Genomic DNA, 26,997 nt, shown 5'->3' with positions numbered 1-26,997 from the left:
GGCAGACCTAACCCTGCTGTTGGGCAATATCACTTCCTTATACAGGCCACAAAGTGTTATGAAAATCACCCAAAAAGTTGTTTTTCTGTTCGCAATAATAATGATGCCGTTCACCCAAGCACTGGCTCAGACCGTGACAGACCTCATGAATCGTCACGTCGAGATCCCTGAAACGCCCCATCGGGTGATGCTGGCAGATGCGCGGGCCATTGAAGCGATGAGTATCATTTTTCATGGCGATCCTTCTGCCAGCATTGCCGCCTGGGATGACTCGCTGAAGAAGAAGTCTCCGGATATTATGCGGGCTTTCGCGGAGAATTTTCCCACTCTGAAGACCATCCCCACCTTTGCGAACCCCTACACCACCACCTTTGATGTGGAAAACGCTGTCGCACGCCATACTGACTTGGTCATTTTTGATATCGGTTTGGTGAGCAAATTACGCGACGAAGGGGTCATGGATAAACTGAACAGCCTGCACATCCCTTATATTTTTATCGACCTACGGCAGAAGCCTCTGCAGAACACCGCAAAAAGTATGGCGCTATTGGGCCAAATCTTTAACCAGCAGAAAAATGCCCAGCAGTTCCTGGACTTCTACCAGCAGCGTCTAGAGCTGATTAAAGAACGGGTCGCCACCCTCAGCACTCAGCAGCGGCCAACGGTGTTTATTGAGCGCAGTGCTGGCATTGTCGGTGACTTCTGTTGCAGCACGTTCGGCCAGGGGAGTATGGGCGAATTTACCGAAGCTGCGGGAGGCATTAACCTCGGTGGACAACTGTTCCAGGGAATGGGCGGTGATGTCACCTTAGAGAAGATCATTACCTTGAATCCGGACTATTATCTGCTGACCGGCGCAGACTGGCAGGGAAATCCAAAAGCTTCAGCCTCGGTACCGTTAGGCTATCAGTTACAAGAAGCCCCCGCAAAACAGAAGCTGGCGGCGCTGATGTCACGCACCGGATTTAATGTTTTACAAGCCACGCAGAAACATCATGTCATGGCCATCTACCACCAGTTCTATGATCTTCCTTCGAATGTCGTCGCGGTGGAAGCTATTGCGAAATTTCTCCACCCGCAGTTATTTAAAGACCTCGATCCGCAGGCGGACATGGACAGGATCCATCAAAGCTTTATGGGATTGAAAACAAGCGGTACCTTCTGGGTCACTCAATAACTCTAGGCCTCTCCTGCTATGCAGACAGGAGAGGCACACCCATCACTCATCACCCTTGATCTAAACATCGTACTATCGTGGATTATCCTTACCCTCCAGTGAATCCCCTGTCATTCACAGGTTTTCTGAACAGTAAAAAAACGTGTATAAAATCTTATTATTTGCCTTTTAATAGATCCTGATCAATGTTATTTTGGTAAAATAATAAAGCTGATAAAAAAATAAATGCTTTATTGGACCATCACTAATAGTGATAACAAAACATGACTTATAGTCAACCATTCCAACTTCATAAATAATTCCTGACGGTATTATTTAATCATAAAAAAAACTTCACTAAACACGCCCCCCCACTATAGCTTTTGAAATTAATAAGTTAGTAATAAAAAAACAGAAAAAACTATTTAAAAATAAGCCTATATATAAAATTATCTTTTTATTTTTATAAAATACAACTTAATAAATAAAATTATTAAACCTAAGTGCACAACAAACAAAATTAACATATCACATCAGTGGCTTATGACTATTTGTGAGATTTTTCCATTTTATTTGTTGTAAAATAGTAATTCATGAATATACTCGTCATCACCTAATCTGGTTCACCGGTTGGGTCTTCTATGAAAATTAATTTGTTATCCTCTTTGAGTTAACAAATGGAAAAGCGGAGTAGGTATTTCTACTCTGATTATTAGCTAATGGAAATTAGCGTCTTCTCTTAAAGTTACATTACAAGTAGCTAACACCAGGAAACTTCACTGTGAAATTAAATAAAATTATCTTATCTACTCTCGCATTTTCAGTCATGACCTCTTTCTCTTCTTTCGCCGCTTATGACGGCACGCCGACTCAGGGAGAGATCCAACTGAAGGGTGAGTTAGTTAACTCAGCATGTGGTTTGTCTCCGAACTCCAGCCCTGTACAGGTTGATTTCGGTCAGATCCCAGTGTCCGCATTAGCAAATGGCCAGAGAGCGGGTAATGTTCAGCAGAACATTGAACTGCAGGATTGTGATACCACTGTCGCAAAAACAGCGACCGTGACTTATACCCCAACTTCCGTTAACCCTAATGACTCCTCTCTGGCAGCCTTCACTTCAGGAAGTGCTGATGGTGCAGGTATCGGTTTACGTGACAGCGCTAATGCCGATGTAGTCTGGGGGAAAAAAATGGCTCAGGTTAACCTGGTTGATGGTACCAATAAAATTCCATTTGTTGCTTACCTGAAAGCTGACAATGCCTCCAGTACTGTGACGCCGGGTGCATTCCAGTCAACCATTAACTTCCAGGTTGATTACCAGTAATCATGTCTACTGCAGTCACAGCAGACCTGTGCCTGCAGTTTTTCATATACCCGCGAACTTATGGCAGGAGATATGATTTATTTTCGAGTGATAATCGTACTCAGCACTCTACTTGTACCGTCACTGAGTTGTGCTCAGGGACCGGGAATGATTCCGGGATCGGTTGATGTTCAAGGAGAGATATTTGAGTCAGCCTGTTTTGTTGCCCCAGATTCAGGAACAGAATCGATTGATTTTAGTGATCTCAATCTCGATGAGATAAACGTTAAATCGCCAGAAGTTTTATCAAAAAATATAAAAGTAAAACTAATGGGATGTTTTTTTTCGAATAAAGAGAAATCTGAATTCAGGAAGTACAGTGCCAGCGTGACCTTTTCAGGCGATGCCGTGGATAAAGGCGATCTGTTGATCCCGGTCGATGAGAAGAATAAAGGCATATCGATAAGCCTGAATGATAATGACGGAAAACAGATAGTACTGGGGGAAGCGACGCCCTACTACATCCTGAATAACAGTAACGGCTTTTTATATTTCACGGCAAATGTAGTTGTCAAAAAACCTCTGGTTTATACCGGCCAGTTTTATGCTACGGCGCGATTCACCCTTAACTACCAGTAATGACTGATTTTTAAGTGAGGTAGAGTCTTCGGCCGGACGCCAAATATCATCAGAAAATAGGTCATACAGTTAAATTATGCTTTGTTTATCAAAAAATAAAATCCGCTTATTGCCCATTCTGACCATTATTTTTTCTCCGACCGGAAGTCTGGCCAACGATACCTTTGTAGAGTTTAACAGTGATGTACTTGATGCCACAGATCGTAAAAATGTCGATTTAAACCGGTTCTCCACTGTCAACTACGTCACTCCCGGCAATTATCTATTGAATTTAAGAATTAATAACCAGTCAGTGTCCGAACAGAGTGTGACTTATATTGAGTCACCGAAGAACCCTAAAAACACTATTGCCTGCCTGACGGAAGATCAGATCAAAAAATTAGCGCTTAAGGATCTGGCTCGGGAAAAAATAAACATCATTTCAGAAAGCTGCCTAGATATCTCCACGATCCCCGGTGTGGAAATAAATAATCACGAGGGTATTCTGGATATTACCGTGCCCCAAGCTTGGATGAAGTATAATGACCCAGATTGGGTACCGCCTGAACGCTGGAATAATGGTATTTCCGGTTTACTGCTCGACTACAGCCTGACCGGACAAAGCGTACATTCGTTCAGAAGTAATGAAAATACTAACTCACTGTCAGGTTATGGTCAGGCCGGATTTAACTTGGGGGCATGGCGCTTCAGAAGTGAATACCAGGCTAATTACGCTGAACAGCGCAGTGATCTCGACTGGAATCAGTTTTATGCATACCGGCCGCTCCCCTCCTTGGCAGCCAAAGCAACCGTCGGTGAGATCTATCTCGATTCTCAGGTCTTTGACAGCGTCCGATTTACTGGGGTTAACCTGAAAAGCGATGAAAGGATGCTACCGCCAGCTCTACAAGGCTATGCTCCGGAGATCCGCGGGATTGCGAAAGGTAATGCCAAAGTTACGGTCAGCCAGAATCAGCGCATTATCTACCAAACCACGGTACCAGCAGGCCCATTTACTATTCAGGATCTGCGCAGCTCCGTCCGCGGGACACTGGATGTCAGGGTAGAGGAACAGGACGGATCCGTGTCCGAGTTTCAGGTCGATACCGCAAACCTGCCGTATCTTACGCGGCCGGGCTATACCCGTTATAACACCTCTGTAGGGATCGCTTCACGTAATGATCATAAGCTGCAGGGTCCAGCGTTTTATGTGGGCGATTTTTCGCGAGGGATTTCCAATGCTTGGTCACTGTACGGTGGAGTGTTCCTAGCGGGCGAGCCTTATCAGGCTTGGTCATTGGGCGTCGGACGCGATTTAAACAGTTTTGGAACCCTGGCTACTGACATCACTCAGTCACGCAGTAAAGTAGCCGATGAGTCAGCGAAGCAAGGCTACTCCTTCAAACTTAGCTATGCGAAAACGTTTGATCAGTACCAGAGCTCTATTACGTTCGCTGGATATCGCTTCTCGCAGAAAACCTTCCGCACCTTTTCTCAGTATCTAGACGAGCGCTATCAACAATATGACAGTATTGGCCGTGAAAAAGAGATGTATACCATCACCGCGAATAAAACCTTCTGGGCTGATGATCCGGACTGGATCACCAGTATGTTCCTCACCTATACCCACCAGAATTACTGGGACCGAAAAGCACAACAACGCTATGGCATCACGATAGGCCGCCCTTTCCGTATCGGCAATATCCGTGGTATCAGCAGTAACCTGTCACTGTGGCGTTCCATGTATAACGGTAATCGTAATGACACCATCGCTCTCTCTGTTTCTGTGCCGTTGGGGGAAAGCCGCTGGATAGGCTGGGATATGCAGCATACCGGTAACCGGACCACCAATTTGGCGTCATACAGCAACAGCCAAGATATGAATAATCTCTGGCGGGTACGCGCCGGGATGGGGCAGAACGAGAAAGCAGCCTTCGATGGCTATTACCAGCACCGTTCAGGAGTGAGTGATATCACCGGCAGTGTCAATTATCAGGCCGGTAACTTTATCTCCGCCGGCGGAAGCGTGCGTGGAGGCGTGACGGCCACACAGTATGGTGCAGCCGCACACAACAGTTCCGCCACTTTAGATACCGCCCGGGTGGTTGTGGATACCGCTGGGATCGCAAATGTGCCATTGAACGGTAAACAGGCCTGGAGTAACCGGTTCGGGATTGCTGTGGTACCTGATGTGGTGAGCTACAACAGTTTTGATACCCGTGTGGATGTCGATGCCCTGGGCGATGATATCGAAGCGAGCAAAGCTATCTCTACCGATACCCTGACGGAAGGTGCTATTGGCTTTCAGCGGTTCAGTGTTGTCCGCGGCCAGAAGTTAATGACGACAATTACCCGTCCTGACGGCAGCTTCCCTCCTTTCGGAGCGGAAATTCTCAACAAGGACGGAGTCAGTGTCGCGATGGTTATGGAGCAGGGCCTGACCTGGCTTGCCGGGGTTAATCCTCAGGAAAAGCTCAGTGCAACATGGCAGGGAAAACGTCAGTGTGAGATCACGCTACCGCCACAACTTGATGACAGTAATACCACGTTATCGCTTAAGTGCCAGTAAAAAACCGTGCCCTCGACTGCGGGGGCTGTGAAAAAATAAGTAAGGTTATTGATATGAAAGTACGTCACCTAATCAGCGGCATTGCTATCGCCGGATTATTCACCGCTCATGCTTACGCAGGGATCTCTCTGGACCGCACACGCATGGTCATTACCGAAAATGACCGCTCAGTCAGTGCAACACTGTCGAACACCAGCCCTGATATTCCTTTTCTAGCGCAATCTTGGTTAGAAGATAGCGAGGGTAAAAAAATTACGTCACCTCTGGTAGTGTTACCTCCTCTGCAACGTATTAATGGCGGGCAGAAAGGGATCGCCAAGATAAATAAAACGGCTGGCTCACTCAACCTACCTCAGGACAGAGAGAGTTTGTTCTATCTGAACGTCAGAGAGATCCCACCCAAACCTAAAAAAGAGAACACCTTACAGCTGGCAATGCAGTCTAGGATTAAAGTCTTTTATCGGCCTAAAGCGGTTATCCCTAAAAATAAATCTGTGATTTGGCAAGATCAGTTGGTTTTTACCAAAAAGGGGACTTCCGGATTTAAACTGGAGAATCCAACCCCTTATTATGTAACGGTCTTGGGCTTATCCAAAAAACTGCAGAAAGAAGGTGGCGGCTCATTAACCAGCTTCCCGGGAATGATGATCGCACCAAAATCCTCCACAGAGATTACGGTGTCCGATAATAAACTCAACGAATTCTCGATTATGTATGTCAATGATTATGGCGGCCACCCTGAACTGAAGTTCAGTTGTCAGAACGCGGTCTGCCGAGCATTACCCCAGGATCAGCAGCCACGCTAACGTTATTAGCGTTTAAACCTTCGCCATGAAAAGCAGGTCTGAGTCCGTGCAGACATAAGTGAGTCACGCTATGAAAAAGAACATGATATTAAGAAATATAAATCTCCTTGCACTGTTATTCACGCTTCCTGCTTATGCAATAGAGGGAGAAGCGCTCCCGGTGAACGGGACACATGAATATAACTTTAACATCGACACGGTCCAGATTAAGGATAACAAAGTCGGTGCCACCATCAGCAGCTCTTGGAACTTGGGGGGATATTACAGTGTGACAGAATACTGCACCTCAAAAATAAAAGACGCACGCTATTACTCATCAACATCCACCATGAAGCCCTCTTCAAATACTGGTTACTATATTCTTAATGATTATCTGGATGTAAAAGTAGAGGTCTGGATTGCAGGCAAAGTCAATAAATATGTGACCTCTCCATTTATTGATCAGACAAATAAGAGAAATGAAACCTGTAAACCCCCCTCCACTCGCTTCAGTAATGTTGCTTCTGGAGGGAAAGGAAAAGTCACCTTTATGGTCACCAAGCCTATTATTAATGGGGTTGTACTGTCAAACCACGAGCTGGTACGTGTATTTGGCCGTAGAGGCACTATCTCTGCCGGTATGCTCTCCAGTGAAGCGCTTTCAACCATTAATATTAACTCCGGAATTATTACCGTGCCGGATAAATGCATCATTAATGAAGGTACACCGATTAGCGTTGAGTTTGGCGCTGTATCAAATACTAGCGAAAAACTTAACGGATCCAACTATACGCAAAGTATCCCTATTCGGGTCAATTGCAAAGGTGGCAGCTTTGATACCGGTGCGCTACATATCAAACTCGGCATTCAGTCTGCCGCATCTGGAACGGCCAGCTTTAATAGCGATTATCTGGGTACCAGTGGCCAAGTTGATCGCAGTAATCTGGGAATTGTTATCAAGGATTCTAATGGGTCTGTTGTGGTACCGAATAAATTCTATAACCTACCCGGGTTCGATAATAACCAGGGGACTTGGAATCTGACTGCCGCGCCAATTGCTAAAAGCGGTACTACGATAACCGAAGGTGAATTCGAGGCTTCAGCCTCTGTCGTTGCAGAGTTCCAATAACGTCATGAGGTGTCACATGAAGTTAACGTATTATAAAAAATTTCTTCTCACACTTATTTTTACTCTGGTTACACCCTCCTATGCAGACACTGAGCTGATAGGAGGGGAAGTTAACTTTCACGGAGTGGTGGTGGCATTACCGTGTAGCGTCGGCCCCGGAGGGGATAAACTGATGATAGACTTCGGTAAAGTCTCGATTAAGACCCTTTATTCGGCACAAAAAACGGTGGCAGTCCCATTTTCAATTCCCTTGGAGAACTGTAGTACCGGTACCTATAAAACAGTGAGTATTACCTTTAGTGGTATTGAGAGCGGTGAGTTACCCAATCATATTGCCATATCTCCGGCAGCACCGGCGACGACTTCCGGTGTAGCGGTTGCCCTTGAAAATGAGAAAGGTAATCTTATCGAGCTGAATAAAGAAACCGTTGTTACGGCGATCAGTGAAGGGGCAATGTCCCTGAATTTTCAGGCAGCTATTGTCGGTGAACCAACGGCAATTGATCAGAAGACGATAGAGCCAGGAGAATTTACCGCTATTGCTTACTATATTTTAAGCTATCAGTAACTGTCACCTTCTCCATGAAACCTATTGTCGCCTTTCGCCTGCACTCACGCTGCCTGTTACTTTGTGGACTATTTATCAGTGTGATTGCTGGTAGTATTTATCAGGAAAACATGGGAGGCAGCGGCCTGTCGTTACCCTCCAATATTTTGATATTTTTCATCTGGACGGTTTACGGCATTTTACTGCTGAGTATTCCCCGCTTATGGCGTCAGTCGTCACCTTCTGTAGCGCTTCCTTGGCTGTACGGCGGCGCACTTATCCTGCTGCTGCGTGGACTGGTAGGGGATAGTCGTAGTATTAATGACCTTATCATTACCCTGTCTACTATCGCTGGTATGCTGATCAGTTACCGGCTACTGATGCAGTTAGTCTTCACACGGCAAATAAAAAAAACGGTATTAGGAATTATTGCACTGACGGCATTGAGTCAGGCCGTGATTGGCTTAGTGCAGTTTTTTCATCTGCCCGCAGCCTTGCTATGGGAGTTCCCGGTTCAACAGTTGCGCCCCTACGGTATTTTTCAGCAGGTCAACGTTTACGCCAGTTTCCTTGCTTCCGGCGTTGCCGCCACTCTCTGTCTTTGCCTACATTCGTGGCAAAAACGGAGACTGACCATTTTTTTCTATTTCAGTCTGATACTGATGGCGTTGATGTTATTTCTGAGTCAGTCACAAACCGGCTGGCTGGGCGCACTGCTCGTCATTATTCTGTTGCTGCTGAACAGGCCTGCCATCGATCGTAAAAAACTCTGGCTGCCGCTATTATGCCTGTCGGCAGGGATCCTGCTGGGAATTGGGATCTACCAGCTCACTGAAATGACCTTCATCAATCATCAGTCCACCAGCGCCACACGGCTGATATTGTGGAAGTATTGTTTTGAGCTATTCCTTTCCCGTCCATGGCTAGGATGGGGGATTGGTAATTTCGAACCTGTCTTTCTGGAGCAATTCGGCGGACAAACTACCGGAGCAGGGGCCAGAACTGTCGGCCATCCCCATAACGAAATTATACTCTGGGCCGTTGAGGCGGGCAGTGCAGGGCTGGCTGCCGCACTGTTATGGATATCTGCAATCGTCCGGTTATACCTGAAAGGGGGAAAACATCAGCGGATGATGCTTATCGTCGCCCTCCCCGTTTTACTGCATACCCTGACCGAGTATCCCCTTTATCAGTCTGCCCTGCATATGATCTTACTGATCGTTGTACTGCGCTGCGCTGAACCTCCAGTCAGAAGTTATCGAAACAGTAAGTCTCGTAAAGAACGGATATTGCTGGCCACGGTCCTTATTTGTTTTGCTGCACTGCTAGCACAGACCTTCTTTTTACAGCGGCAGCTGACGTTTATTGAACGATCAGGCAGACAAGCCGAACTGGTTAAACGGACGGTCCAGGAGACAGCCTATCTTAATGCGCGTTATCAGTACGATTATCAGATGGGTCAATTACTGACATTCAATCGCAGTGGCGATCCACAGCTCTTAATGAACTTTGAACGCTGGGCTGGGGAATCTGTGCGGATACGGCCGGAAGCAACGTTATATGCCATCCGTATCCGTATCGCCCTAATACAGGGAGATGAGGCCAAAGCGACAGCGCTTACCCGACAGGCAAAATGGCTATTTCCGGGGGATAGCCGCTGGCAGTAATCTCAGCTGAGCGCTATCCTCGATACGGCTTTAAGACGCTTTTTCAGGTCATTCGTAGGCAGGGGATGTCTGGGACCATAAACGTATTCATCGAATTTAATGTCTGTTAAAACTGAATTTTCGTCGTAAGGGAAAGCAGCCTCTGCCGGTGCGCAATCCGACACCATTGGCTACCCCGAAGGCAATAAACCAGAGCTGGTCGGTTGATTTTATGCACGATGCTCTGGTCAGTGGCCGATGTTTTCGGACTTTTAATGTCGTTAATGATTTTAACCTTGAAGCTTTGGCTATCGAAATAGATCTGAATATCCCAGCGTGTCGTTCGGGTGCTGGATAGAGTCGTGGAAAACCCTGGATATGCACTGAAGTTACGGATGAATAACGGACCAGAACTGACATCATTGACTCTGGCGCAGTGGGCAGAAGAGCATGGTGTGATGCTGGAATTTATTAAGCTGGGTAAATCAACACAGAACGCATTTATAGAAAGTTTTAACCGAACATACCGGACCGAAATACTGGATTTTTATCTGTTCAGAACACTGGCGGCAGGAATATAATCATTTTCGTCCGCATTCTTCGTTAAATAACCTGACTCCGGCAGAATTTGCCCGAAGTCATCAAAAAGGTCCGGATCTCTGATTTAGCCTGGTACGGATATTGGGACGGGGTCAGAGAACCAGGGTTCTCAAAAAGTGCGTGGAACTAACGCAGGGATTCTTACAGTTGACTCCGACATGATTGTCGGAGTCAATAAAAGGATGGTGCAGTTTAACTGTATCTATAACGTAAGTTTGTTAAGAACATATGTATGTAATTATTTTCCATAAATTATGGATAAACAAAGGTGACACCAATTATCGATTTAACATTACCTGCGGTAACCTGCCCACTGGTTCGCGCATAGCTAGCAGTGAGTCCCAGGCTCACTGCACTAGTACCGACAGTACCAAGAGAAATATTTTTATTGGTTGATAAAATACCACTAGTATTAGATAACTGAATGCCCACACCTTCGGCTGGCGAGTCAGTCGATGTATTAGTGAATATACTTGCAGCAGTATCCGTCGTAGTTCCAGTCAAGTAATAGTCCAAAGACTTACTACTCCCACATGAAACCGTCAATGGTACTGATACAGTTCCTGGGTAGTTCGGCAATGAGACCGTCACATTCCTAGCCGATACATCACATCCACCGGTGGGCACAGTCACTGTGTTTAAGGCTTTTAAATTCCAGATAATCGTTTGTGATACTCCCCCCGTAGACGTGTTTTCTTTTTGTAGACTGAGGCTCGCGAAAATTTGTCCTGCAGTTATCACCACGCCGGAAGCTGCTCCTGTCGGAGTTAAATAAAGTACAGTTGGCCATGCAACATAATTAGCATTGGGTGTTGGTACCCAGGCTGTTGGTGAAGATAATGGGAAATCATACGAAGTAGAGTGATAACTCAATGAACCCGTGAAATTTGTCAATGCTCCTGAATATGCAGAGGCAGTCCCTACTCGTATAGGATCGGTATACTGCTTGGGCGCATCATTTTTACAACTGATACTATTAGCAAGATTCACAACAAGGTTTTCATTAGCCCCAACACTGGGTGTCAGGGTGACTGGTACCGTGATACTTCCGCTTCCGCTGATAGTGCTGCCATTAGCCTGACAGGTAAAAGCCTGCGCAGCTATTGAATAGAAAAAACTGAGGGCTAACAGACCATAGAAGCTGATTTTTTTTTTATAGAGACCTTTCATAAATGTCTATCCTATTGCCATGTATAAGTTACATTTATTGTGGATGTAATTGAACCTTGTGTTGCACTTCCGGAGGGAGTGATTGCCCTAACTTCAAGGTTGAATGCAGTGGATAACGATGAATCATCCACCTGGCTAGTTAAAGATCCACCATTAGATAGATTTGTACCGCTGCTATTGGCCAATTGCACTGCGACATTCGTTGCAGTACCTTGATTAAGAAAATAACTCCCTGTCGAGTCAGATGTTCCGGCAAACGTCGCCGTTACTTTACTGGTGCCGATAGGGCAATTGTTCAAATTCAAGGTCACTGTTTTCCAGTCTGATGCTGCCCCTGCCGATGCCAATGAAAAGGTCGGGATCCCCCCTAAGTCAACATTCGCATTAGTGGTTTCAATATCACACGGCTTGGCCACAACCTGACCAGTCACCGTAATGGTTACATCAGCAGCAATTACTGCAGGGACACTTCCCAGTAGAGCCAGAGCGGTACTGAGTCCGACGATCAGTTTTCGCATAATTTCTCCGCATCCTACTCAAATTCTAGCGTGATAGTGGCCGATGCACTCACTGTTCCGGCCGTCACTGGCAAGGCCGTGGCCACCATTCTTGCATAAAAACTGACCGTATTCTGCTGTCCACCTGTAATCGTTATCCAGTTTAGACTATCCTGACTTTGATTAATCGGAATTATAGTTTCACTGGAATCAAGAATTTCAATACCAATACCAGCCGCATAGCTGCTAGCCCCGGAATCGATTTTAAGTAATGAAGTATTATTAGTGTCCGAGGTCCCAGTAAAACCAATCCGTACTGCCGTTGCCGCACTGCCGCACTGAGAGAAGATAAGAGTGAACGGGACCAATGCCCCTCCAGCGCCTTTTTCAGAAAACTGGCTTTGTGGATAATTCATGAGGTTGACCGTCAAATCTTGCGAGGCGGTTGATAACACACAGGTATTATCTTGGACTTGACCAGTAATTGAGATCGTACTGTCCGCAGCATATGCAAATGAGCTCCCTCCCAAAGTGAGTGCGGAAAGTAACAGAGATTCGGTTATTTTCATACTTCAACTCCCATGTCTACTGACAGTCCGCAGAGGCATAGCTGAGCACCGCATTTTTAGCTGACGCCGGTAGGTGATAGCTGACTGAACATTGCTCGGAGGCATCGTCACCCCAGTTCACGTTAATTTTCCCTTCCAGTGGTAGACCCGTCATATAGACCTGCCCACTGTCTCCGACAATATTATGTGAAGCTGAACCCGCTAAAGTAGCTGTGGCACCAAAAGGTACTGGTTTACCGTTGTGTGTTAATGTCATTAATACCTTAAGCCCCACATGAGTGTGGAAATCAGCACGTACAATTGCCCCATAAGTAGGGATGACAGTGACTACAGAGTCATCAACATCAACATTATTTCCTAAGGTATTAGGATCTAAGGCTATTCTGTTCTCACGATAGCTCATAGCATAAGGCTGTACCGCGTATCCCCGCCAGTCAGTATGAACACCGGTCTGGTTTTGTAGTGACACATTGCCCGCGCCTGGTGCTTTTATCAATACTGAGGTATCTGACAATGGCTGACTAAGCGTGATGCCATTGGCATGGGCGACAATACCGCCACTTGTGCCATAGTAAACTTGGTTATAGCCATCGCTGTTACTGTAACCAATATTGGCATTACCATAACCGCCACGGTAATAAAGTGAGGCATTGTTTGCAGCACCATTATCACCTTGGCTACCTGCGGTATAACCAGTCTGCGCGCTATAACTGAGATTATTATCTTTCAGCAGTGTGCCATAAACACCGACCTGATTAGTGCTTTCACCTTTCAGATTACTTGAAGAGCTGTAAGAGATATTTGCCTGTTGCAGCGCATTTTGATCATTCGACTTCATCCAGTGACTGAACGGAATGCTGACATCAAAAGACAAGATCTGATCGTTACCCTGCTGCCAAGCACTCTTATTTAAGCTGTAGTTAAAGCTGTAGCTGATATCTTTGTAGTTGCTGGAATATCCTGCCTGTAGAGTCGTATCTTTACGAGAGGTTCCCCAGTAGCTTTGCTGACTTCCAGTAAAGTAGAGTGTTGATGACTTGGCAATTTGCTGAGTCACCGACGCCTGTATTTGACCACGTTTCGTATACTCTAAATTATAGAAGTCGGTATAGGTTGGTTTTACCTGTAATACGCCATCCTGAGTCAGAACGCTATAACCACTCATCCTTTGCCAAGTCGTATCAGCAAAAGAGTAGAACCCTTTTGTCGAATAACGATATCCGACTAACTGAAAGTTAGTGCCAGTAAAAGGCAGGGATTTATTATACTGGAAACGGTACGATTGCCCTTGATGGCTACTGCCATCAGTCAGTACCGAGTTCGCATTCATGACATCAAATGAAACTGCCCCGAAATCTCCCAGGTTTTTGCCCATCCCGAGATCATAGGCATGGTAGTTATCTGATTGCTGGGTGCCACCATAAGCCGTAATACCATCCGATAATCCCCACAGCATTGTACCCTGCGCAAATTTGGGACTATCCCGTCCTGCGGTACCACTGCGATATTCACCAGCAGTCACGGCATATTTCAGGTGCCCCTCACGCTGTAATACAGGGACGGTGGCATAAGGAATAACTGAAGTGCGGGTAGAACCATCGGCTTCAGTGATGGTGACATGCAAATCACCACTATTACCGTTAGCATTTATATCATTGATTGTGAAAGGTCCCGGAGGGACAGTAGTCTGATAAATAGTATAGCCATTCTGGCGGACACTGATTTTCGCCGAACTACGCGCAATACCATGAATGACCGGCGCAAAACCCCGCAGGCTGTCAGGCAACATAGTATCATCTGACGCCAGTTGTGCTCCTCGGAAATTCAGGCTGTCAAATACATCGCCGGTCGTATATCCATCACCGAGGGTCAGGCGGCTGCGCAGAGGAATGATGCTTCTCTCAAGATAGGTATTTGTGTGCTTCCATTGATTTTGATGGTAGTTCTGACTTTCGCTGTAGCTCCAATTGCTATTATCCCGAAAACGCCAAGCACCTAAGTTAAACCCACTCTGCAGGCTTAAATATGCATAGTTACTAGTGCCCCCTTGCGATAACCTCGCACGGCTACCGGATAACGAATAGTTCAGTAAACCAGCAGTAATACCATTATCCCAAAGTTCAGGGGGAATATAACCTTGTGCGCTATTACGCATCATGGCCTGAGGTACCGTTAAATCCAATCGCTGTTTACCAGCATCAAAATGGCTGGATACCTGTTTGCTCAACGAACTGAACGGTACGCATTGTTCGCGGAGCTGCGCAGCCGCACCAGGAAAAGAAAGAATATTGACGCCCATCTCTGACAATTGAGACAAACTCATGCAGGGATCGAGTGATGTTTTATTTTGATTTAAACGGAGATCGACTTCTCGGGTTGCCATAAATCCGTTATTCAGATAAATATCGACACGGTATTTACCCGGAGGTGCCTCAAGGCCATTTTCAAATTGTGATAAATCAGCAACAGCCCCCGGGTCATCAGATAAAAATCGAGGGTTGAAGTAGACCTCAGCATGGGCTGGAGACTGGCAGATAAGTGTCAGGAAAGCCGCAAGGGGACTAATTAATAATCTCCTTGGTATCATATTTTTACCTGAAAGTACCATCAGTCAACCCTATAACGTCTGCCTATAATATCCCGACGATAACAATGATGCTATCATCGGGCACATTAGATGTGTAAATATACTTACTGGAAAATACCTTTAGTGACTGGTGTTAGTGCACCAAAGTCATTAATAGTTTGGTAGGTAATATCATTTTCTGAACCACCATTCATTGGTACTGAGGCATTCCCCATCGGCGGAACCATCACATTACTCAATGCTTTAGCGCCAGCTTTCAAAGAAGTTATTGTCAAAAAATAGGGAGTCGGGTTGATCAGCTCTAAATTGCTACCCTCTTTATGGAAACGCAGATGTTTAGGAGCATCTTCAGGGGGCATACTTAGACCAACAGGACGATAGAACAACTTGATCCGGCTGATAATCGCAAACTGTAAGGTATTTTGTGATTCCTGCTGTTTTTTCATCGACGGAATCGCTTTTACATTTACCCAAAACAGGGTTTCACGATCTTTAGGTAAAGATTGATTGGTACCATCAATAATTCGCAGGCTATTTTCTTTTTTCCCTTGCATTACAAATAGCGGAGGAGTGATCACAAAACGATTTTCTTTAGTGCCTGCTGCATTATCGATCCATGACTGAATCAGAAAAGTGCTTTGAGCATCATTGTTGCTCACACCCAATGTGACCTGCTTTTGGTCTGAAGGGTAGATAACCCTGGTAGCGCCTAGCGCAACCCCGGCTTCAGCGTGTTTCACCACGCCCAGTGCAGCAAAAACTAACAATGCGGCGGAAAAATACTTCTTAGCTCGAAACTGAATCACAATCGTTACCTCCATTAAAAGACCACAATTAGATTAATCAATTATTCTTATAAATTATAGTGGCCTATTGATAGGTTATCAGGAACCATGCCTGTGCATCGACTTTACCACCACTGATGTTCTCTGATGTCGCACGGTATTTTGCGATTAGCTTTAGGGCTAACGGTCCAGAGATTCCCACAGAGGTACCATCACTGATAGGAATGAAGACACTATTGAGCGGGATAATACTACCTTGAGAATCAAAAAGAGCAATGCCGACACCACGAGCACTGTTAAGCTCCTGAGTGATTGCTAACAAATCTTTATCCTGATCATCAGCTACACCTCGAAAAACAAGGCTGAGATGATGACCCGTCTCAGAGTTACAGTTTCTGAAATGTAAAGTGAAAGGAATAGGGTCAGCGTATTCACCGACTTGTAGAAGACGATTGCTGCTAATCCTTCCCATATCCACTGTCAGGAAACGATCGCCACTATCTATAGTACAGGTACCCGCAACAACTTGCCCTCTAAACTTCGTTAGCCCTCCCGGCAGAATGACCGGAAAAGCAAGTTGCGCGTAAGAGTAATTGATCAACAGAAGAAATAAGAGTGCCCCTTTTTTCCACATATACTCTACTCTTTAGGGTGAAAATAGCCCGTCCTTGGGCTTAGGTGAACATTCCCTATCAGTAATTACTGGTATTCAACTTTAAAAGTAGCATCTGCATCGGCAGTACCTGCAGTAGCATTGCCGTTAGGAGAGTAGTAACGTGCCTGGAATGGCAGCGAGTTAGTCCCATTGCTTAAGGTTGTTGCAGTGCTGAATGTTGAACCATCCAGTGCCAGTGCAGCACCACTAACGTCCAGGATCTGGATACCAACATTGGTAGCCGCACCAGCTGAAGAGCTCTGAAGAGCCAGTGCAGTATTATCAGTAGTGGCGGTAGAAGTGGAACCAGTACCAGCAAAAGACGCAGCAACACCAGTGAATGAGATCGCTGCAGTTTGCGCGACAGTAGTAGAACAATCATCTAACTGGATATTGAAACCAACAGCACTGCTGTATTTATTAGTATTCAGTGTAGCTTCTCTGACCTGACCCAACTGTACAGTCTGGTCTACTGAACCAGCGTCTACGGCGCATGCCGCATCAACAACTTCACCCTTAAAGTGAACAGTACCACCGTTGACAACAGTTGTAGCAGCATGCGCAAAAGATGCCGTCAGAGACAGAGCAGAAACAACGCCAATTACAAGTGCTTTGATTTTCATAATATATGCCTTTTTATCCGAAGTTATTTGGTTGGGATTACAAAAATATTGGCGGTCTGTATTTAACTTTCTGCAATAACATCAGACGCTCATCTGTGACCACCTGTCTAGGACACCAGTATTTATCTCTGCACTCCCGGACGGTTTTAATCATAGGACAATTCTCAACCAAAGACCAACTTAATAATTAAAGGTATCTTATGAATTTACTCTACCCCACCCTCCAGGAAAGATTGATAAAAATTTTTCATTTCCATTGGGAAATATCATAAAAAAAGCCTTTAAACAGGCATTTTCGATAAAAAAAACAAATCGGTATTGCTAAATAAGCTTAAAGCACTATTTTTTTTGATAGGTATAGACTCAATAAAAATCAAAATCAATAGAAAATAAGGGTGAAAAAGCATATTGATAAAATCAAATGATTAAATATATGAATGCTTTCAATCGTTATTACCAATTAAAATATCAAATACGATAGCAATAACCTATATGTTGTATTGGAACTTAATCTATTTGCCACCGTGTAGAGTACGTCAAACAGCAGAAATACCGATACTCCATGCCTCCTATCACCAGTATTTACCTAATTCTAACGCGTCAATACGCCGAACAATAATCCTCACCATACTCCCAACGTGTCTGCCAGTGACCTAGGTAGTCAGCGGCCAGTGCTGGAGCATTATGGATCACCACCACATTTTCCGAATTACGCCGCTCAGCGCTGGCGGTGTAGTTGAATGACCCTGTTTCAACGGTTTCTCCGTCAATAATCATGCTTTTATCATGCTGGATCGGGTAATGGTGATCGGTTCTCAGCGCGATACCGTTATTAACGATATAGTTCATAGCCGCTAAGCTGGACTTATTACGATTCCCCCTTTCATCTACCACAATACGAACATCCACCCCGCGACGGTGTGCGTCTACCAGAGCTTTCATTATATCCGGGGCGGTAAAGGAGTATGAAAGCATACGGATACTGTGATGCGCATTATTAATGGTTTTGAGTACTAAGGTTCTGGCACTCCCTTCTGGGGAGAACCCACTTTCAATCTGGGGTAGGGTGGCATGTGCCAATAACGGACTGCTAAGGGCGATGGCCAACGGCCATAACATCATTTTCATTAAACGGGTATTTCCTATCAGGCATCAAAAAGTTCCGGTGATCCCGGCATACAGGGGGCTACCCTGCCATGGTCCGTATGATGAGGAAAGTCCTCAGTTCTGAAAATGGGGAAAGAGGCCCTACTGGCAGGTCAGTAGCAAGCTTGACCAAGAGATACCCGTAGTTTCAGGATACCTCTCTCGGAACGGATCATCATCGATGGGCGGGGTCAGGCATTATTCCCTGACGGCGGCTGGACATGGTTAAAAAAGATCTCCGGGCTCAGACTGCAATCAACAGAATCACCATTCAGGGTGCGTACTAAGATGTCACTGCCCAGTTGTTGCAAGGAAAGCACGCCATCTGGGTGAACCCGCTTGATCTTACTCATATTCTGGCTGTCATTCACTAGGGCGATAGTTTTGGTGTCTTTACCGCCAACTTCTTTCGCAGCCAATACCACAAAGGCATTGTCGGCATCATTGTCCATCAGTGCAACGATGTAGCGGGCATCACCAGCTCCGGCTGCTTCCAATGTTGATGTCGAGGACGGATCTCCTTCGATCACATCTTGGGCTGAAGGATAGAGACCGGCATTACCAACCTTACAGACTACGGTCACAATTCCCCCCGTACTGGTCAGTCCCTGAGTGACGCTCTGTGCCAGTGCCGATGAGCCAGCAATAATATAGTGATTTTTACGTGTCACGTGTGAAAACCTTCCTTTGATCAGACTCTGAAGATTATGGCTAATTAGCGAGCCGGCGATAGAGGCTACTGAGGCAGCAAAAATAGTGATACCGAGTGAAATCACCGTCAAGGTGAACATCCTGGCCACGGTGGTATGAGGCGAAATATCCCCGAAGCCGACCGTTGACATACAGACCATCACAAAATAGAAGGCCGTCGGTAAATCTTTCACCGGCGGCGTAAACTGATCCCCGAGGTACAGTGTCCCCAGCATGCCATAGGCGATTAACGACACAATACTGATAATGGCAAATAAACTGGTGCTGCCCAGACTGTGCTTGTAGAAGTGCCGACGGTGATACAATAAGGCTGCTAGCGTGATGAGGGCATAGATCACCTGAGACTGATGACCTTTAACCAGAAACAGATTAACTAAAACAATACACAGCAACAGCATAACCGAACTGAACCAAGCGAGGCGGGAACGCATCAATAACGTCAGCGCCATACAGATGAGCGCGATACCCACCATAAAGCGTGGGATATCCATTGCCTCAAGAAAACTGAGTGCGCCTTGCCAAGAATGGAAATTATCTATCTGCTGAGGAGCATGATGCAAGATTCGGAACAATACGGGGCTTAACATCAGATAGCCGTTATGGGCCACCAGCAATACTAGACAAACAATGATCAGTGTCGGATTGCCTAATCCTCTGAGTAATCGCCTCATCTTGTCCCTCTCATCCTTAATGGTCGCCAGCTACCCGCTACAGACAGTTTCTCCCCCTTATATTAAGCAAGACCAATCATTATTCCGACTCCGGTATAGTTACCGTTGGGGATGAATGGTTACAAACTTCTACATAGTAGGTTACTTCTTAATACTATCCCTGCTCGCTGTTATGAGAGTCCTCTTTATTGTCCACGATGGTTTAACTAATACTATCAACCTATCCGCTTCACTCACCGGTTTTTGGTTTGTTACCGAGGCTAGACAACGTCTACCCATGGCTGCGGCTACGACCCCTTCCGCCGGATTTATGTCGTTGTCGGTCTTACTTAATGACTGGAATGGAAACACCGGATGACTTACTAGTACAACGCCCCTATAACTGGTTATCTGCACATCATTCTGGTCTTGAAAATCAGATGACAGAATTATCCCAGTGGTTACAGCAGCCACCGCCGGTGATTACGGATGGTACTCATCTCAAATAATGAGTCATTGAGAGTAAAACGCCCGCTGAATCTTCAGCGGGCATTTTGGTTTGCTTAGCCTAATAATCTCCACATCTTTATCCGTTGAGCAAAAAACCTGAACACCTTTTTTCACTCAAGTCCAAGGAGTTTTATCACCCTCGACACCTTCTCAATCTCATCGCGGACCAGTGGGCGTAATGGTCGAGGCAGACAGTCTGTTTGTGTGATCCCGAGGATACCGGCGGCTGCCGCCAATACTCGGACACTGCCACCATAACGGCGAAACAGCTCCCAGACAGGCTCCAGAAATGCCCCGCAGGCAGGTTCACCAGTAGCAACAGCGGCAGTAAGCTGTTTAGCAGCATGGGGAAACAGGCCCGCCAGGGCGGAGTACCAGAGATCACAACCCGCCTGTAAACCTGCTACCCCACGTTCATCACCACTGATACCGATGGTCATGCTGGTGGGTAACAACTTACGAAGATGTTCGATACGTGCCGTTAACTGTTGCGTAGAGATCCCTAGGCCAGGAATTTTAATCGACGCAATGCCAGTGAGTCTGCCAAGGCTCGCCAGCAGATCATCAGAAAACGAGGAGCTCGTGGTCCGCGGATTATCATAAATACACACGGGCAGATCGCTATTCTGAGTTAATGTCTCGAATAGGCCGAATATTTCATCATCCCGCAATGGTTGATAACGAAGTACAGGCATCAACAATGCGCTAGCCCCTACCGTTTGAGCATCCTCAGCTAATTGGAGGACATCATGGGTACTCATTGCACCAACGCAGGCCATAACGGGAATATGACTGGCATGGGAGCAGGCCAGAGCGGTCACTTTTTTGCGCTGTTCCATGGAGAGGTACGCATAACACCCCGTAGAGCCTAATACGCCGATACTGTCGACCTCGGCTTCTGTCAAACGTTCAAGCAGACGGATAAATCCCCGTTCATCAATTTTGTCAGCACTGACAGGGGTAAGGGGGAAAGCACTGAGGCCGGTAAACATAGTTTGCTCCTGATCAGCAAAAATAGAGACTGTACAGAATAATAGCAGGAAAATAACGCGTTCAAGCGGGCTGCCACGTGTACGTCGCAGTCAGTCGAAATGTCGGAATATTGGGCTCGGTGTCAGGGCCGGTTACGGTTCACTAAGCCTAAATAAAAAATCCGGTACCTCCCGCAAAGGAGGACCGGATTAAATATGACCTACTGACCTTGGGGTCAGCGTGTATTACTCAACAGTGACCGATTTCGCCAAATTACGTGGCTGGTCGACATCGGTCCCTTTGATCAGGGCGATATGGTAGGAGAGCAGCTGTAACGGAATGGTGTAGAAAATCGGTGCCAGCACCTCTTCAACATGCGGCAAGGGAATGATTTTCATATTTTCGCTATCGCGGAAACCGGCATCCTGATCCGCAAAGACATACAACTGACCGCCACGGGCACGGACTTCCTCAATGTTTGATTTCAGCTTTTCCAGTAACTCATTATTCGGCGCAATAATGATGACCGGCATATCCGCATCAATCAGTGCCAGTGGACCGTGTTTAAGTTCACCCGCGGCATAGGCTTCGGCATGAATATAGGAGATCTCTTTTAGCTTCAGTGCCCCTTCCATGGCGATCGGGTACTGATCACCACGGCCAAGGAACAGTGCATGATGCTTATCAGAGAATCCTTCCGCCAGGGCTTCAATCTGCTTATCTTGCGCGAGGATCTGCTCAATACGGCTTGGCAGCGCCTGTAGGGCGTGGACAATGTCATGCTCAACCTGTTCCGGCTGCCCTTTCAGTCGTGCCATCTGCGCCACCAGCATTAACAGCACTGTCAGCTGGGTGGTAAAGGCTTTGGTAGACGCTACGCCAATTTCAACACCCGCTTTAGTCATCAGCGCGAGATCAGATTCGCGTACCAGTGATGAACCTGCAACGTTACAGATTGCCAGTGACCCCAAATAGCCGAGTTGTTTTGACAGACGTAAGGCTCCCAGCGTATCAGCCGTTTCACCGGACTGTGACAAGGTGATCAGCAGGCTGTTTTTACGGACCACCGATTTACGGTAGCGGAATTCGGAAGCAATTTCGACATCACAGGGAATGCCGGCCAGAGACTCAAACCAGTAGCGAGATACCAGTCCCGAGTTATAGGAGGTTCCACAGGCCACAATCTGGATATGTTCTGCACGGCTGAGTAGTCCTTCCGCTTCCGGTCCCAGTTCCTTTAGGTCAATGATCCCATCATGGAAGCGCCCCTGTAAGGTGCTTTTGACCGCCATCGGCTGTTCGTAAATCTCTTTCTGCATATAGTGACGATAAGTGCCTTTATCGCCAGCATCATAGCGGGCAGAGGATTCAATTTCCGGACGGATCACCAGTTCACCGTCAGCAAATACCGAGACCGAACGACGAGTGACTTCTGCCACATCCCCTTCTTCTAAGTAGATAAAGCGACGGGTCACCGGCAGCAGTGCCAGCTGATCAGAGGCAATAAAATTCTCGCCGACACCGCAGCCAATCACCAGTGGGCTACCGGACCGCGCCGCAACCAGTACCGAAGGATCACTGCTGTCCATGATGACCATACCGTAGGCACCGCGCAGTTGTTTAATGACACGCTGCACGACTTCGCGCAGGGAGCCGCCCTGTTTCTGCTCATGGTTGATTAAGTGAGCAACCACTTCGGTATCGGTTTCTGAGGTAAAGGTGTAACCCAACTCACGGACAAACACCCGTAATTCTTCATGATTCTCAATGATGCCGTTATGCACCAGAACAATGTTACCGGAGACATGGGGATGCGCATTCGCTTCTGAAGGTTCACCGTGGGTTGCCCAACGGGTATGAGCGATACCAGTACCGCCCGGCAGTGGCTGTTGTTCTGCAGCATCCACCAGCGCTTGAACTTTACCAACCCGGCGCAGCCGGATCATCTGTCCCTGATTATCAACCACGGCCAATCCAGCAGAGTCATAACCACGGTATTCAAGACGACGTAAGCCTTCCAGTAGAATTTCCGCAATATCACGTTGTGCAACTGCACCCACTATTCCACACATATTTTTTTCCTGACATTATGGCCCGCAAGCCACAGAAGAAATGGTTTCTGACCTGATGTTCCACCGCAGGAAGCCCCTGCCAAAGTTTGGGAAGCGATCAGGCTTAGTAGCGGATGACGGCCATTCGCCATCATCCGGACAAAGATGTTATTTTTTTACTGGGCGTGACCAGCCGGTTTTTTCAGTCTGTTGCTTCGGGTTATACACCAAAGCTTCCTGAGCGACGTCTTTCATCACAGTAGTGCCTGCCGCGATGGTCGTGTTATCAGCCACGCTGACTGGGGCAATAAATTGAGTATCAGATCCCACAAACACGTTATCTCCGATCACTGTCTGCGATTTATTTTTACCATCGTAATTACAGGTAATTGTCCCGGCACCGATATTGACGCCTGCTCCAATGGTAGCATCGCCGAGATAGCTGAGATGACCCGCTTTGGTACCTTGGCCCAGCGTCGCTTTTTTCACTTCGACAAAGTTACCGACATGCACAGCCTCACCAAGGAGGGAGCCGGGACGCAGTCTAGCAAAAGGTCCAACCGTACAGGAGCTTTCCAGACGGGCATTTTCAATCACTGAATAAGGGCTGATCTCACAGCCGTCACCAATAACACTGTCTTTAATCACACAACCGGCACCGATACGAACGCCGTTACCGAGGGAGACTTTCCCTTCGATAATCACATTGATATCGATATCCACATCACGGCCATGCTCAAGTTCACCGCGCAGATCAAAGCGCTGTGGATCCCGCAGGCTAACACCCGCCAGTAGCAATCTTTCCGCCGCGTTACGCTGATAAACACGTTCCAGGGTTGCCAGTTGCTGGCGGTTATTCACCCCTTCGGTCTCACTGCTGTGCTTGGGATGTACGGCGACAATGGGACGTCCCTCACGGTGCGCCATCCCAATGATATCAGTGATGTAATACTCTTTTTGCGCATTATTGTTATCAAGCAGTGCTAACCAGCGTTTCAGATCACGGCCAGTGGCCATCAGAATGCCAGTGTTCACTTCCTGAATAGCCAACTGCTCTGGGCTGGCATCTTTTTGCTCAATGATACCTGTAATCTCTCCCTGCTCACGGGCAATACGACCGTAGCCGAAAGGATTGTCCAGCACCACAGTCAGTAAACCGATCCCACCTTCCGGTGTTTGCTGACGTAACTGCTGCAGGGTGCTCGCCGAAATCAGCGGAACATCACCATACAGCATCAGAATGGCTTCATCATCGCCGAACCACGGCGCGGCCTGCTGCATCGCGTGGCCGGTCCCCAGTTGCTGCGCCTGCTCGACCCAATGCAATGACGGGTCAGTCAGTACTGATTTCAACGTATCGCCACCGTGGCCATAGACCAGATGAATCTTGCCGGCACCGAGGGTATTGGCCGCATCGATCACATGCTGCACCATAGGCTTTCCGGCCAGCTGATGAAGGACCTTCGGAAGATCCGAATACATACGGGTGCCCTTACCGGCCGCTAGGATCACCACACTCATTTCATTCTCTGCCATCATCAGCCATCGCTTTTCTTGAATTCTAGGAAACACACAGTATACCGCAATAGGATAATCATAGGAGACGTCATTATCCACCGTCACAGGGCGCTAATTTACCGGTAATCTCGCCAATTGTGATCCTGACAACGGCTGATTTGCCGCTGCGATCTTCACGGCGGGTAAGTTTGCGGATAAACGCATAAAAGAGCTTAGCGACTCAGGCAGGCTGACGGATACAGGGCGAATCCCAAAGCGGTATGTCCCCAGACTCTGAACGTAAAAAAGCCGGTAAGTTTTCACTTACCGGCTTTTTAGCACTGTAGTGGTTACACTGACACTGCTTACATCGCTTTCCTGGTCAGTTCGATAACGCGCAGTTTAGCAATGGCTTTCGCCAGCTCTGCAGAAGCCTGAGCATAGTCCACGTCGCCATGGCTTTTGTTCATGTGATCTTCTGCTTTGCGTTTTGCTTCCAGAGCACGCGCTTCGTCCAGATCCTCACCACGGATAGCAGTATCTGCCATCACAGTGACTGCGGTTGGCTGAACTTCCAGAATGCCACCGGAGAGATAAATATACTCTTCGCTGTTATTCTCTTTGACGATACGAACCATACCAGGTTTGATGGCAGTCAGAAGCGGGGCGTGGCCAGGAAAAATACCCAGCTCACCTTCACTACCTGACACCTGGACATGCTGTACGTTACCGGTGAACATCTGCTGTTCAGCGCTGACAACATCCAGGTGATAACTCTTAGCCATATCAATCCTCCAGGGAAACTGAAATTACAGTTTCTTCGCCTTTTCAACCGCTTCGTCGATGGTACCTACCATGTAGAACGCCTGCTCTGGCATATGGTCGAATTCACCTTCCATAATACCTTTGAAGCCTCGGATGGTTTCTTTCAGAGAAACGTATTTACCTGGTGCACCGGTAAAGATCTCTGCCACGAAGAATGGCTGAGACAAGAAACGCTGGATTTTACGCGCACGTGATACCAGCAGTTTGTCTTCCTCAGACAGTTCGTCCATACCCAGGATCGCGATGATGTCTTTCAGTTCCTGGTAACGCTGTAACAGGGACTGAACGCCACGAGCCACATCATAGTGCTCCTGACCCACGATCATTGGATCCAGCTGACGGCTGGTGGAATCCAGCGGGTCAACGGCTGGGTAGATACCCAGAGAGGCGATCTGACGGCTCAGAGTCACCGTGGAATCCAAGTGAGCAAAGGTGGTTGCCGGAGACGGGTCAGTCAAGTCATCCGCAGGGACGTAAACGGCCTGTACGGAAGTGATAGAACCGGTTTTGGTTGAAGTGATACGTTCCTGCAGGACACCCATCTCTTCAGCCAGTGTTGGCTGATAACCTACCGCAGAAGGCATACGGCCTAACAGTGCTGAAACTTCAGTACCTGCCAGGGTATAACGGTAAATGTTATCGACGAACAGCAATACGTCACGACCTTCGTCACGGAATTTTTCAGCCATGGTCAGACCGGTCAGCGCAACACGCAGACGGTTCCCTGGTGGCTCGTTCATCTGGCCATAAACCAGTGCAACTTTATCCAGAACGTTAGATTCGGTCATTTCGTGGTAGAAGTCGTTACCTTCACGGGTACGCTCACCTACACCGGCGAATACTGAGTAACCAGAGTGTTCGATAGCGATGTTACGGATAAGCTCCATCATGTTAACGGTCTTACCAACACCCGCACCACCGAACAGACCTACTTTACCACCTTTCGCAAACGGACAGATCAGGTCAATAACCTTGATGCCAGTTTCCAGCAGTTCAGTAGAGCTCGCCAGTTCTTCATAGCTTGGCGCTGCACGGTGAATAGAGTTCACCTCAACAGTGCTACCATCTTCGTTCTGCAGGTCGCCTTTCATATCGATTGGCTGACCCAAGACGTTCATGATACGGCCCAGGGTCGCTTTACCGACGGGTACCTGAATTGGTTTTTGCAGATCGTTCACCTTAAGGCCACGTTTCAGACCGTCAGAAGAACCCATTGCAATCGCACGAACGACACCACCGCCCAACTGCTGCTGAACTTCCAGCACCAGACGGGTATCACCATTTTCAACCTCAAGAGCGTTGTACACCTGTGGTACAGCGTCCTGAGGGAACTCGACGTCAACTACGGCGCCGATAATCTGGACAATCTTTCCAGCTGCCATCTTGAATCCTCTAC

Annotated in this window: 23 protein-coding genes and 1 pseudogene; 10 read left to right on the top strand and 14 right to left on the bottom strand. The window is 47.1% G+C overall.

Annotation, left to right across the window (positions count from 1 at the left end; all coding sequences use genetic code 11):
* Nucleotides 1–58 precede the first annotated feature (58 nt).
* The 9 genes and pseudogenes from DW47_RS0104415 to DW47_RS16245 form a co-directional block, all read left to right on the top strand.
* Nucleotides 59–1,177: an ABC transporter substrate-binding protein gene (locus tag DW47_RS0104415; RefSeq protein WP_029685158.1), complete on the top strand. Its 1,119-nt coding sequence runs from the start codon at nucleotides 59–61 to the stop codon at nucleotides 1,175–1,177.
* Nucleotides 1,178–1,937: 760 nt separating this feature from the next.
* Entirely contained in the window at nucleotides 1,938–2,480 is a 543-nt protein-coding gene (locus DW47_RS0104410) for a fimbrial protein (RefSeq protein WP_029685157.1), read from the top strand.
* Between the two features lie 147 nt (nucleotides 2,481–2,627).
* The gene (locus tag DW47_RS0104405) at nucleotides 2,628–3,098 is read left to right on the top strand and encodes a fimbrial protein (protein ID WP_029685153.1); all 471 of its coding nucleotides are present in this window, start codon (nucleotides 2,628–2,630) and stop codon (nucleotides 3,096–3,098) included.
* 76 nt (nucleotides 3,099–3,174) lie between these two features.
* Nucleotides 3,175–5,646: a fimbria/pilus outer membrane usher protein gene (locus DW47_RS0104400; RefSeq protein ID WP_029685151.1), complete on the top strand. Its 2,472-nt coding sequence runs from the start codon at nucleotides 3,175–3,177 to the stop codon at nucleotides 5,644–5,646.
* A 53-nt stretch (nucleotides 5,647–5,699) separates the two neighbouring features.
* Nucleotides 5,700–6,452, top strand: a complete 753-nt coding sequence (locus DW47_RS0104395) for a fimbrial biogenesis chaperone (protein ID WP_029685149.1) — start codon at nucleotides 5,700–5,702, stop codon at nucleotides 6,450–6,452.
* Nucleotides 6,453–6,522: 70 nt separating this feature from the next.
* Nucleotides 6,523–7,560, top strand: a complete 1,038-nt coding sequence (locus tag DW47_RS0104390; protein ID WP_029685148.1) for a fimbrial protein — start codon at nucleotides 6,523–6,525, stop codon at nucleotides 7,558–7,560.
* A gap of 4 nt (nucleotides 7,561–7,564) precedes the next feature.
* Nucleotides 7,565–8,128, top strand: coding sequence for a fimbrial protein (locus DW47_RS0104385; protein WP_338151547.1), 564 nt, complete (start codon nucleotides 7,565–7,567; stop codon nucleotides 8,126–8,128).
* A gap of 14 nt (nucleotides 8,129–8,142) precedes the next feature.
* Entirely contained in the window at nucleotides 8,143–9,774 is a 1,632-nt protein-coding gene (locus DW47_RS0104380) for a PglL family O-oligosaccharyltransferase (protein ID WP_029685146.1), read from the top strand.
* 2 nt (nucleotides 9,775–9,776) lie between these two features.
* Nucleotides 9,777–10,416: pseudogene (locus tag DW47_RS16245) on the top strand (integrase core domain-containing protein); the annotation flags it as partial.
* 189 nt (nucleotides 10,417–10,605) lie between these two features.
* Here DW47_RS16245 and DW47_RS16855 read toward each other — a convergent pair.
* The 9 genes from DW47_RS16855 to kch form a co-directional block, all read right to left on the bottom strand.
* Nucleotides 10,606–11,523, bottom strand: a complete 918-nt coding sequence (locus tag DW47_RS16855) for a fimbrial protein (protein WP_071846607.1) — start codon at nucleotides 11,521–11,523, stop codon at nucleotides 10,606–10,608.
* An 11-nt stretch (nucleotides 11,524–11,534) separates the two neighbouring features.
* Nucleotides 11,535–12,041 (bottom strand): type 1 fimbrial minor subunit FimG, encoded by a 507-nt coding sequence (gene fimG, locus DW47_RS0104370; protein ID WP_029685144.1) that lies wholly within the window; start codon nucleotides 12,039–12,041, stop codon nucleotides 11,535–11,537.
* A 14-nt stretch (nucleotides 12,042–12,055) separates the two neighbouring features.
* Nucleotides 12,056–12,589, bottom strand: coding sequence for a type 1 fimbrial adaptor subunit FimF (fimF, locus tag DW47_RS0104365; protein ID WP_029685143.1), 534 nt, complete (start codon nucleotides 12,587–12,589; stop codon nucleotides 12,056–12,058).
* A 16-nt stretch (nucleotides 12,590–12,605) separates the two neighbouring features.
* The gene (locus DW47_RS0104360; RefSeq protein ID WP_241430685.1) at nucleotides 12,606–15,176 is read right to left on the bottom strand and encodes a fimbrial biogenesis usher protein; all 2,571 of its coding nucleotides are present in this window, start codon (nucleotides 15,174–15,176) and stop codon (nucleotides 12,606–12,608) included.
* Between the two features lie 104 nt (nucleotides 15,177–15,280).
* Nucleotides 15,281–15,997: a fimbria/pilus periplasmic chaperone gene (locus DW47_RS0104355; RefSeq protein ID WP_038027150.1), complete on the bottom strand. Its 717-nt coding sequence runs from the start codon at nucleotides 15,995–15,997 to the stop codon at nucleotides 15,281–15,283.
* A gap of 49 nt (nucleotides 15,998–16,046) precedes the next feature.
* Nucleotides 16,047–16,595, bottom strand: coding sequence for a fimbrial protein (locus DW47_RS0104350; protein ID WP_029685140.1), 549 nt, complete (start codon nucleotides 16,593–16,595; stop codon nucleotides 16,047–16,049).
* Between the two features lie 65 nt (nucleotides 16,596–16,660).
* Entirely contained in the window at nucleotides 16,661–17,239 is a 579-nt protein-coding gene (locus DW47_RS0104345; RefSeq protein WP_029685139.1) for a fimbrial protein, read from the bottom strand.
* Nucleotides 17,240–17,839: 600 nt separating this feature from the next.
* On the bottom strand, nucleotides 17,840–18,367 hold the full coding sequence (locus DW47_RS0104340) for a phospholipase D family nuclease (protein ID WP_029685138.1): 528 nt from the start codon (nucleotides 18,365–18,367) through the stop codon (nucleotides 17,840–17,842).
* A 209-nt stretch (nucleotides 18,368–18,576) separates the two neighbouring features.
* Entirely contained in the window at nucleotides 18,577–19,767 is a 1,191-nt protein-coding gene (gene kch, locus DW47_RS0104335) for a voltage-gated potassium channel protein (protein WP_051150827.1), read from the bottom strand.
* 341 nt (nucleotides 19,768–20,108) lie between these two features.
* Between kch and DW47_RS17460 the strand changes: the two genes are divergently transcribed.
* Entirely contained in the window at nucleotides 20,109–20,255 is a 147-nt protein-coding gene (locus DW47_RS17460; protein ID WP_161606688.1) for a hypothetical protein, read from the top strand.
* Between the two features lie 111 nt (nucleotides 20,256–20,366).
* Here the strand turns inward: DW47_RS17460 and DW47_RS0104325 are convergent, their stop codons facing one another.
* From DW47_RS0104325 to atpD, 5 genes are all read right to left on the bottom strand, one after another.
* Complete coding sequence (locus tag DW47_RS0104325; protein ID WP_029685136.1) at nucleotides 20,367–21,248, bottom strand: dihydrodipicolinate synthase family protein; 882 nt, start codon at nucleotides 21,246–21,248, stop codon at nucleotides 20,367–20,369.
* A 225-nt stretch (nucleotides 21,249–21,473) separates the two neighbouring features.
* Nucleotides 21,474–23,300: a glutamine--fructose-6-phosphate transaminase (isomerizing) gene (glmS, locus tag DW47_RS0104320; RefSeq protein ID WP_029685135.1), complete on the bottom strand. Its 1,827-nt coding sequence runs from the start codon at nucleotides 23,298–23,300 to the stop codon at nucleotides 21,474–21,476.
* 147 nt (nucleotides 23,301–23,447) lie between these two features.
* Nucleotides 23,448–24,815 (bottom strand): bifunctional UDP-N-acetylglucosamine diphosphorylase/glucosamine-1-phosphate N-acetyltransferase GlmU, encoded by a 1,368-nt coding sequence (gene glmU, locus DW47_RS0104315; protein WP_029685134.1) that lies wholly within the window; start codon nucleotides 24,813–24,815, stop codon nucleotides 23,448–23,450.
* A gap of 326 nt (nucleotides 24,816–25,141) precedes the next feature.
* Nucleotides 25,142–25,561 carry a F0F1 ATP synthase subunit epsilon gene (locus DW47_RS0104310; protein WP_029685133.1) on the bottom strand — a complete coding sequence of 140 codons (420 nt, stop codon included), beginning with the start codon at nucleotides 25,559–25,561 and terminating at the stop codon, nucleotides 25,142–25,144.
* Between the two features lie 24 nt (nucleotides 25,562–25,585).
* Entirely contained in the window at nucleotides 25,586–26,983 is a 1,398-nt protein-coding gene (atpD, locus tag DW47_RS0104305; protein ID WP_029685132.1) for a F0F1 ATP synthase subunit beta, read from the bottom strand.
* Nucleotides 26,984–26,997 lie beyond the last annotated feature (14 nt).

Origin of the sequence: Tatumella saanichensis, from assembly GCF_000439375.1 — a bacterium.
Lineage (GTDB): Bacteria > Pseudomonadota > Gammaproteobacteria > Enterobacterales > Enterobacteriaceae > Tatumella > Tatumella saanichensis.
Note: the sequence above shows the minus strand (reverse complement) of the source record. Positions and strands in the feature narration are given on the sequence as shown.

What these genes read in the sequence shown, in the direction of transcription:
- DW47_RS0104415 (WP_029685158.1), top strand. Translation starts at nt 59, where the DNA reads ATGAAAATCACCCAAAAAGTTGTTTTTCTGTTCGCAATAATAATGATG.
- DW47_RS0104405 (WP_029685153.1), top strand. Translation starts at nt 2,628, where the DNA reads ATGATTCCGGGATCGGTTGATGTTCAAGGAGAGATATTTGAGTCAGCC.
- DW47_RS0104400 (WP_029685151.1), top strand. Translation starts at nt 3,175, where the DNA reads ATGCTTTGTTTATCAAAAAATAAAATCCGCTTATTGCCCATTCTGACC.
- DW47_RS0104395 (WP_029685149.1), top strand. Translation starts at nt 5,700, where the DNA reads ATGAAAGTACGTCACCTAATCAGCGGCATTGCTATCGCCGGATTATTC.
- DW47_RS0104390 (WP_029685148.1), top strand. Translation starts at nt 6,523, where the DNA reads ATGAAAAAGAACATGATATTAAGAAATATAAATCTCCTTGCACTGTTA.
- DW47_RS0104385 (WP_338151547.1), top strand. Translation starts at nt 7,565, where the DNA reads ATGAGGTGTCACATGAAGTTAACGTATTATAAAAAATTTCTTCTCACA.
- DW47_RS0104380 (WP_029685146.1), top strand. Translation starts at nt 8,143, where the DNA reads ATGAAACCTATTGTCGCCTTTCGCCTGCACTCACGCTGCCTGTTACTT.
- DW47_RS16855 (WP_071846607.1), bottom strand. Translation starts at nt 11,523, where the DNA reads ATGAAAGGTCTCTATAAAAAAAAAATCAGCTTCTATGGTCTGTTAGCC.
- fimG (WP_029685144.1), bottom strand. Translation starts at nt 12,041, where the DNA reads ATGCGAAAACTGATCGTCGGACTCAGTACCGCTCTGGCTCTACTGGGA.
- fimF (WP_029685143.1), bottom strand. Translation starts at nt 12,589, where the DNA reads ATGAAAATAACCGAATCTCTGTTACTTTCCGCACTCACTTTGGGAGGG.
- DW47_RS0104360 (WP_241430685.1), bottom strand. Translation starts at nt 15,176, where the DNA reads ATGATACCAAGGAGATTATTAATTAGTCCCCTTGCGGCTTTCCTGACA.
- DW47_RS0104355 (WP_038027150.1), bottom strand. Translation starts at nt 15,997, where the DNA reads ATGGAGGTAACGATTGTGATTCAGTTTCGAGCTAAGAAGTATTTTTCC.
- DW47_RS0104350 (WP_029685140.1), bottom strand. Translation starts at nt 16,595, where the DNA reads ATGTGGAAAAAAGGGGCACTCTTATTTCTTCTGTTGATCAATTACTCT.
- DW47_RS0104345 (WP_029685139.1), bottom strand. Translation starts at nt 17,239, where the DNA reads ATGAAAATCAAAGCACTTGTAATTGGCGTTGTTTCTGCTCTGTCTCTG.
- DW47_RS0104340 (WP_029685138.1), bottom strand. Translation starts at nt 18,367, where the DNA reads ATGAAAATGATGTTATGGCCGTTGGCCATCGCCCTTAGCAGTCCGTTA.
- kch (WP_051150827.1), bottom strand. Translation starts at nt 19,767, where the DNA reads ATGAGGCGATTACTCAGAGGATTAGGCAATCCGACACTGATCATTGTT.
- DW47_RS17460 (WP_161606688.1), top strand. Translation starts at nt 20,109, where the DNA reads ATGGAAACACCGGATGACTTACTAGTACAACGCCCCTATAACTGGTTA.
- DW47_RS0104325 (WP_029685136.1), bottom strand. Translation starts at nt 21,248, where the DNA reads ATGTTTACCGGCCTCAGTGCTTTCCCCCTTACCCCTGTCAGTGCTGAC.
- glmS (WP_029685135.1), bottom strand. Translation starts at nt 23,300, where the DNA reads ATGTGTGGAATAGTGGGTGCAGTTGCACAACGTGATATTGCGGAAATT.
- glmU (WP_029685134.1), bottom strand. Translation starts at nt 24,815, where the DNA reads ATGGCAGAGAATGAAATGAGTGTGGTGATCCTAGCGGCCGGTAAGGGC.
- DW47_RS0104310 (WP_029685133.1), bottom strand. Translation starts at nt 25,561, where the DNA reads ATGGCTAAGAGTTATCACCTGGATGTTGTCAGCGCTGAACAGCAGATG.
- atpD (WP_029685132.1), bottom strand. Translation starts at nt 26,983, where the DNA reads ATGGCAGCTGGAAAGATTGTCCAGATTATCGGCGCCGTAGTTGACGTC.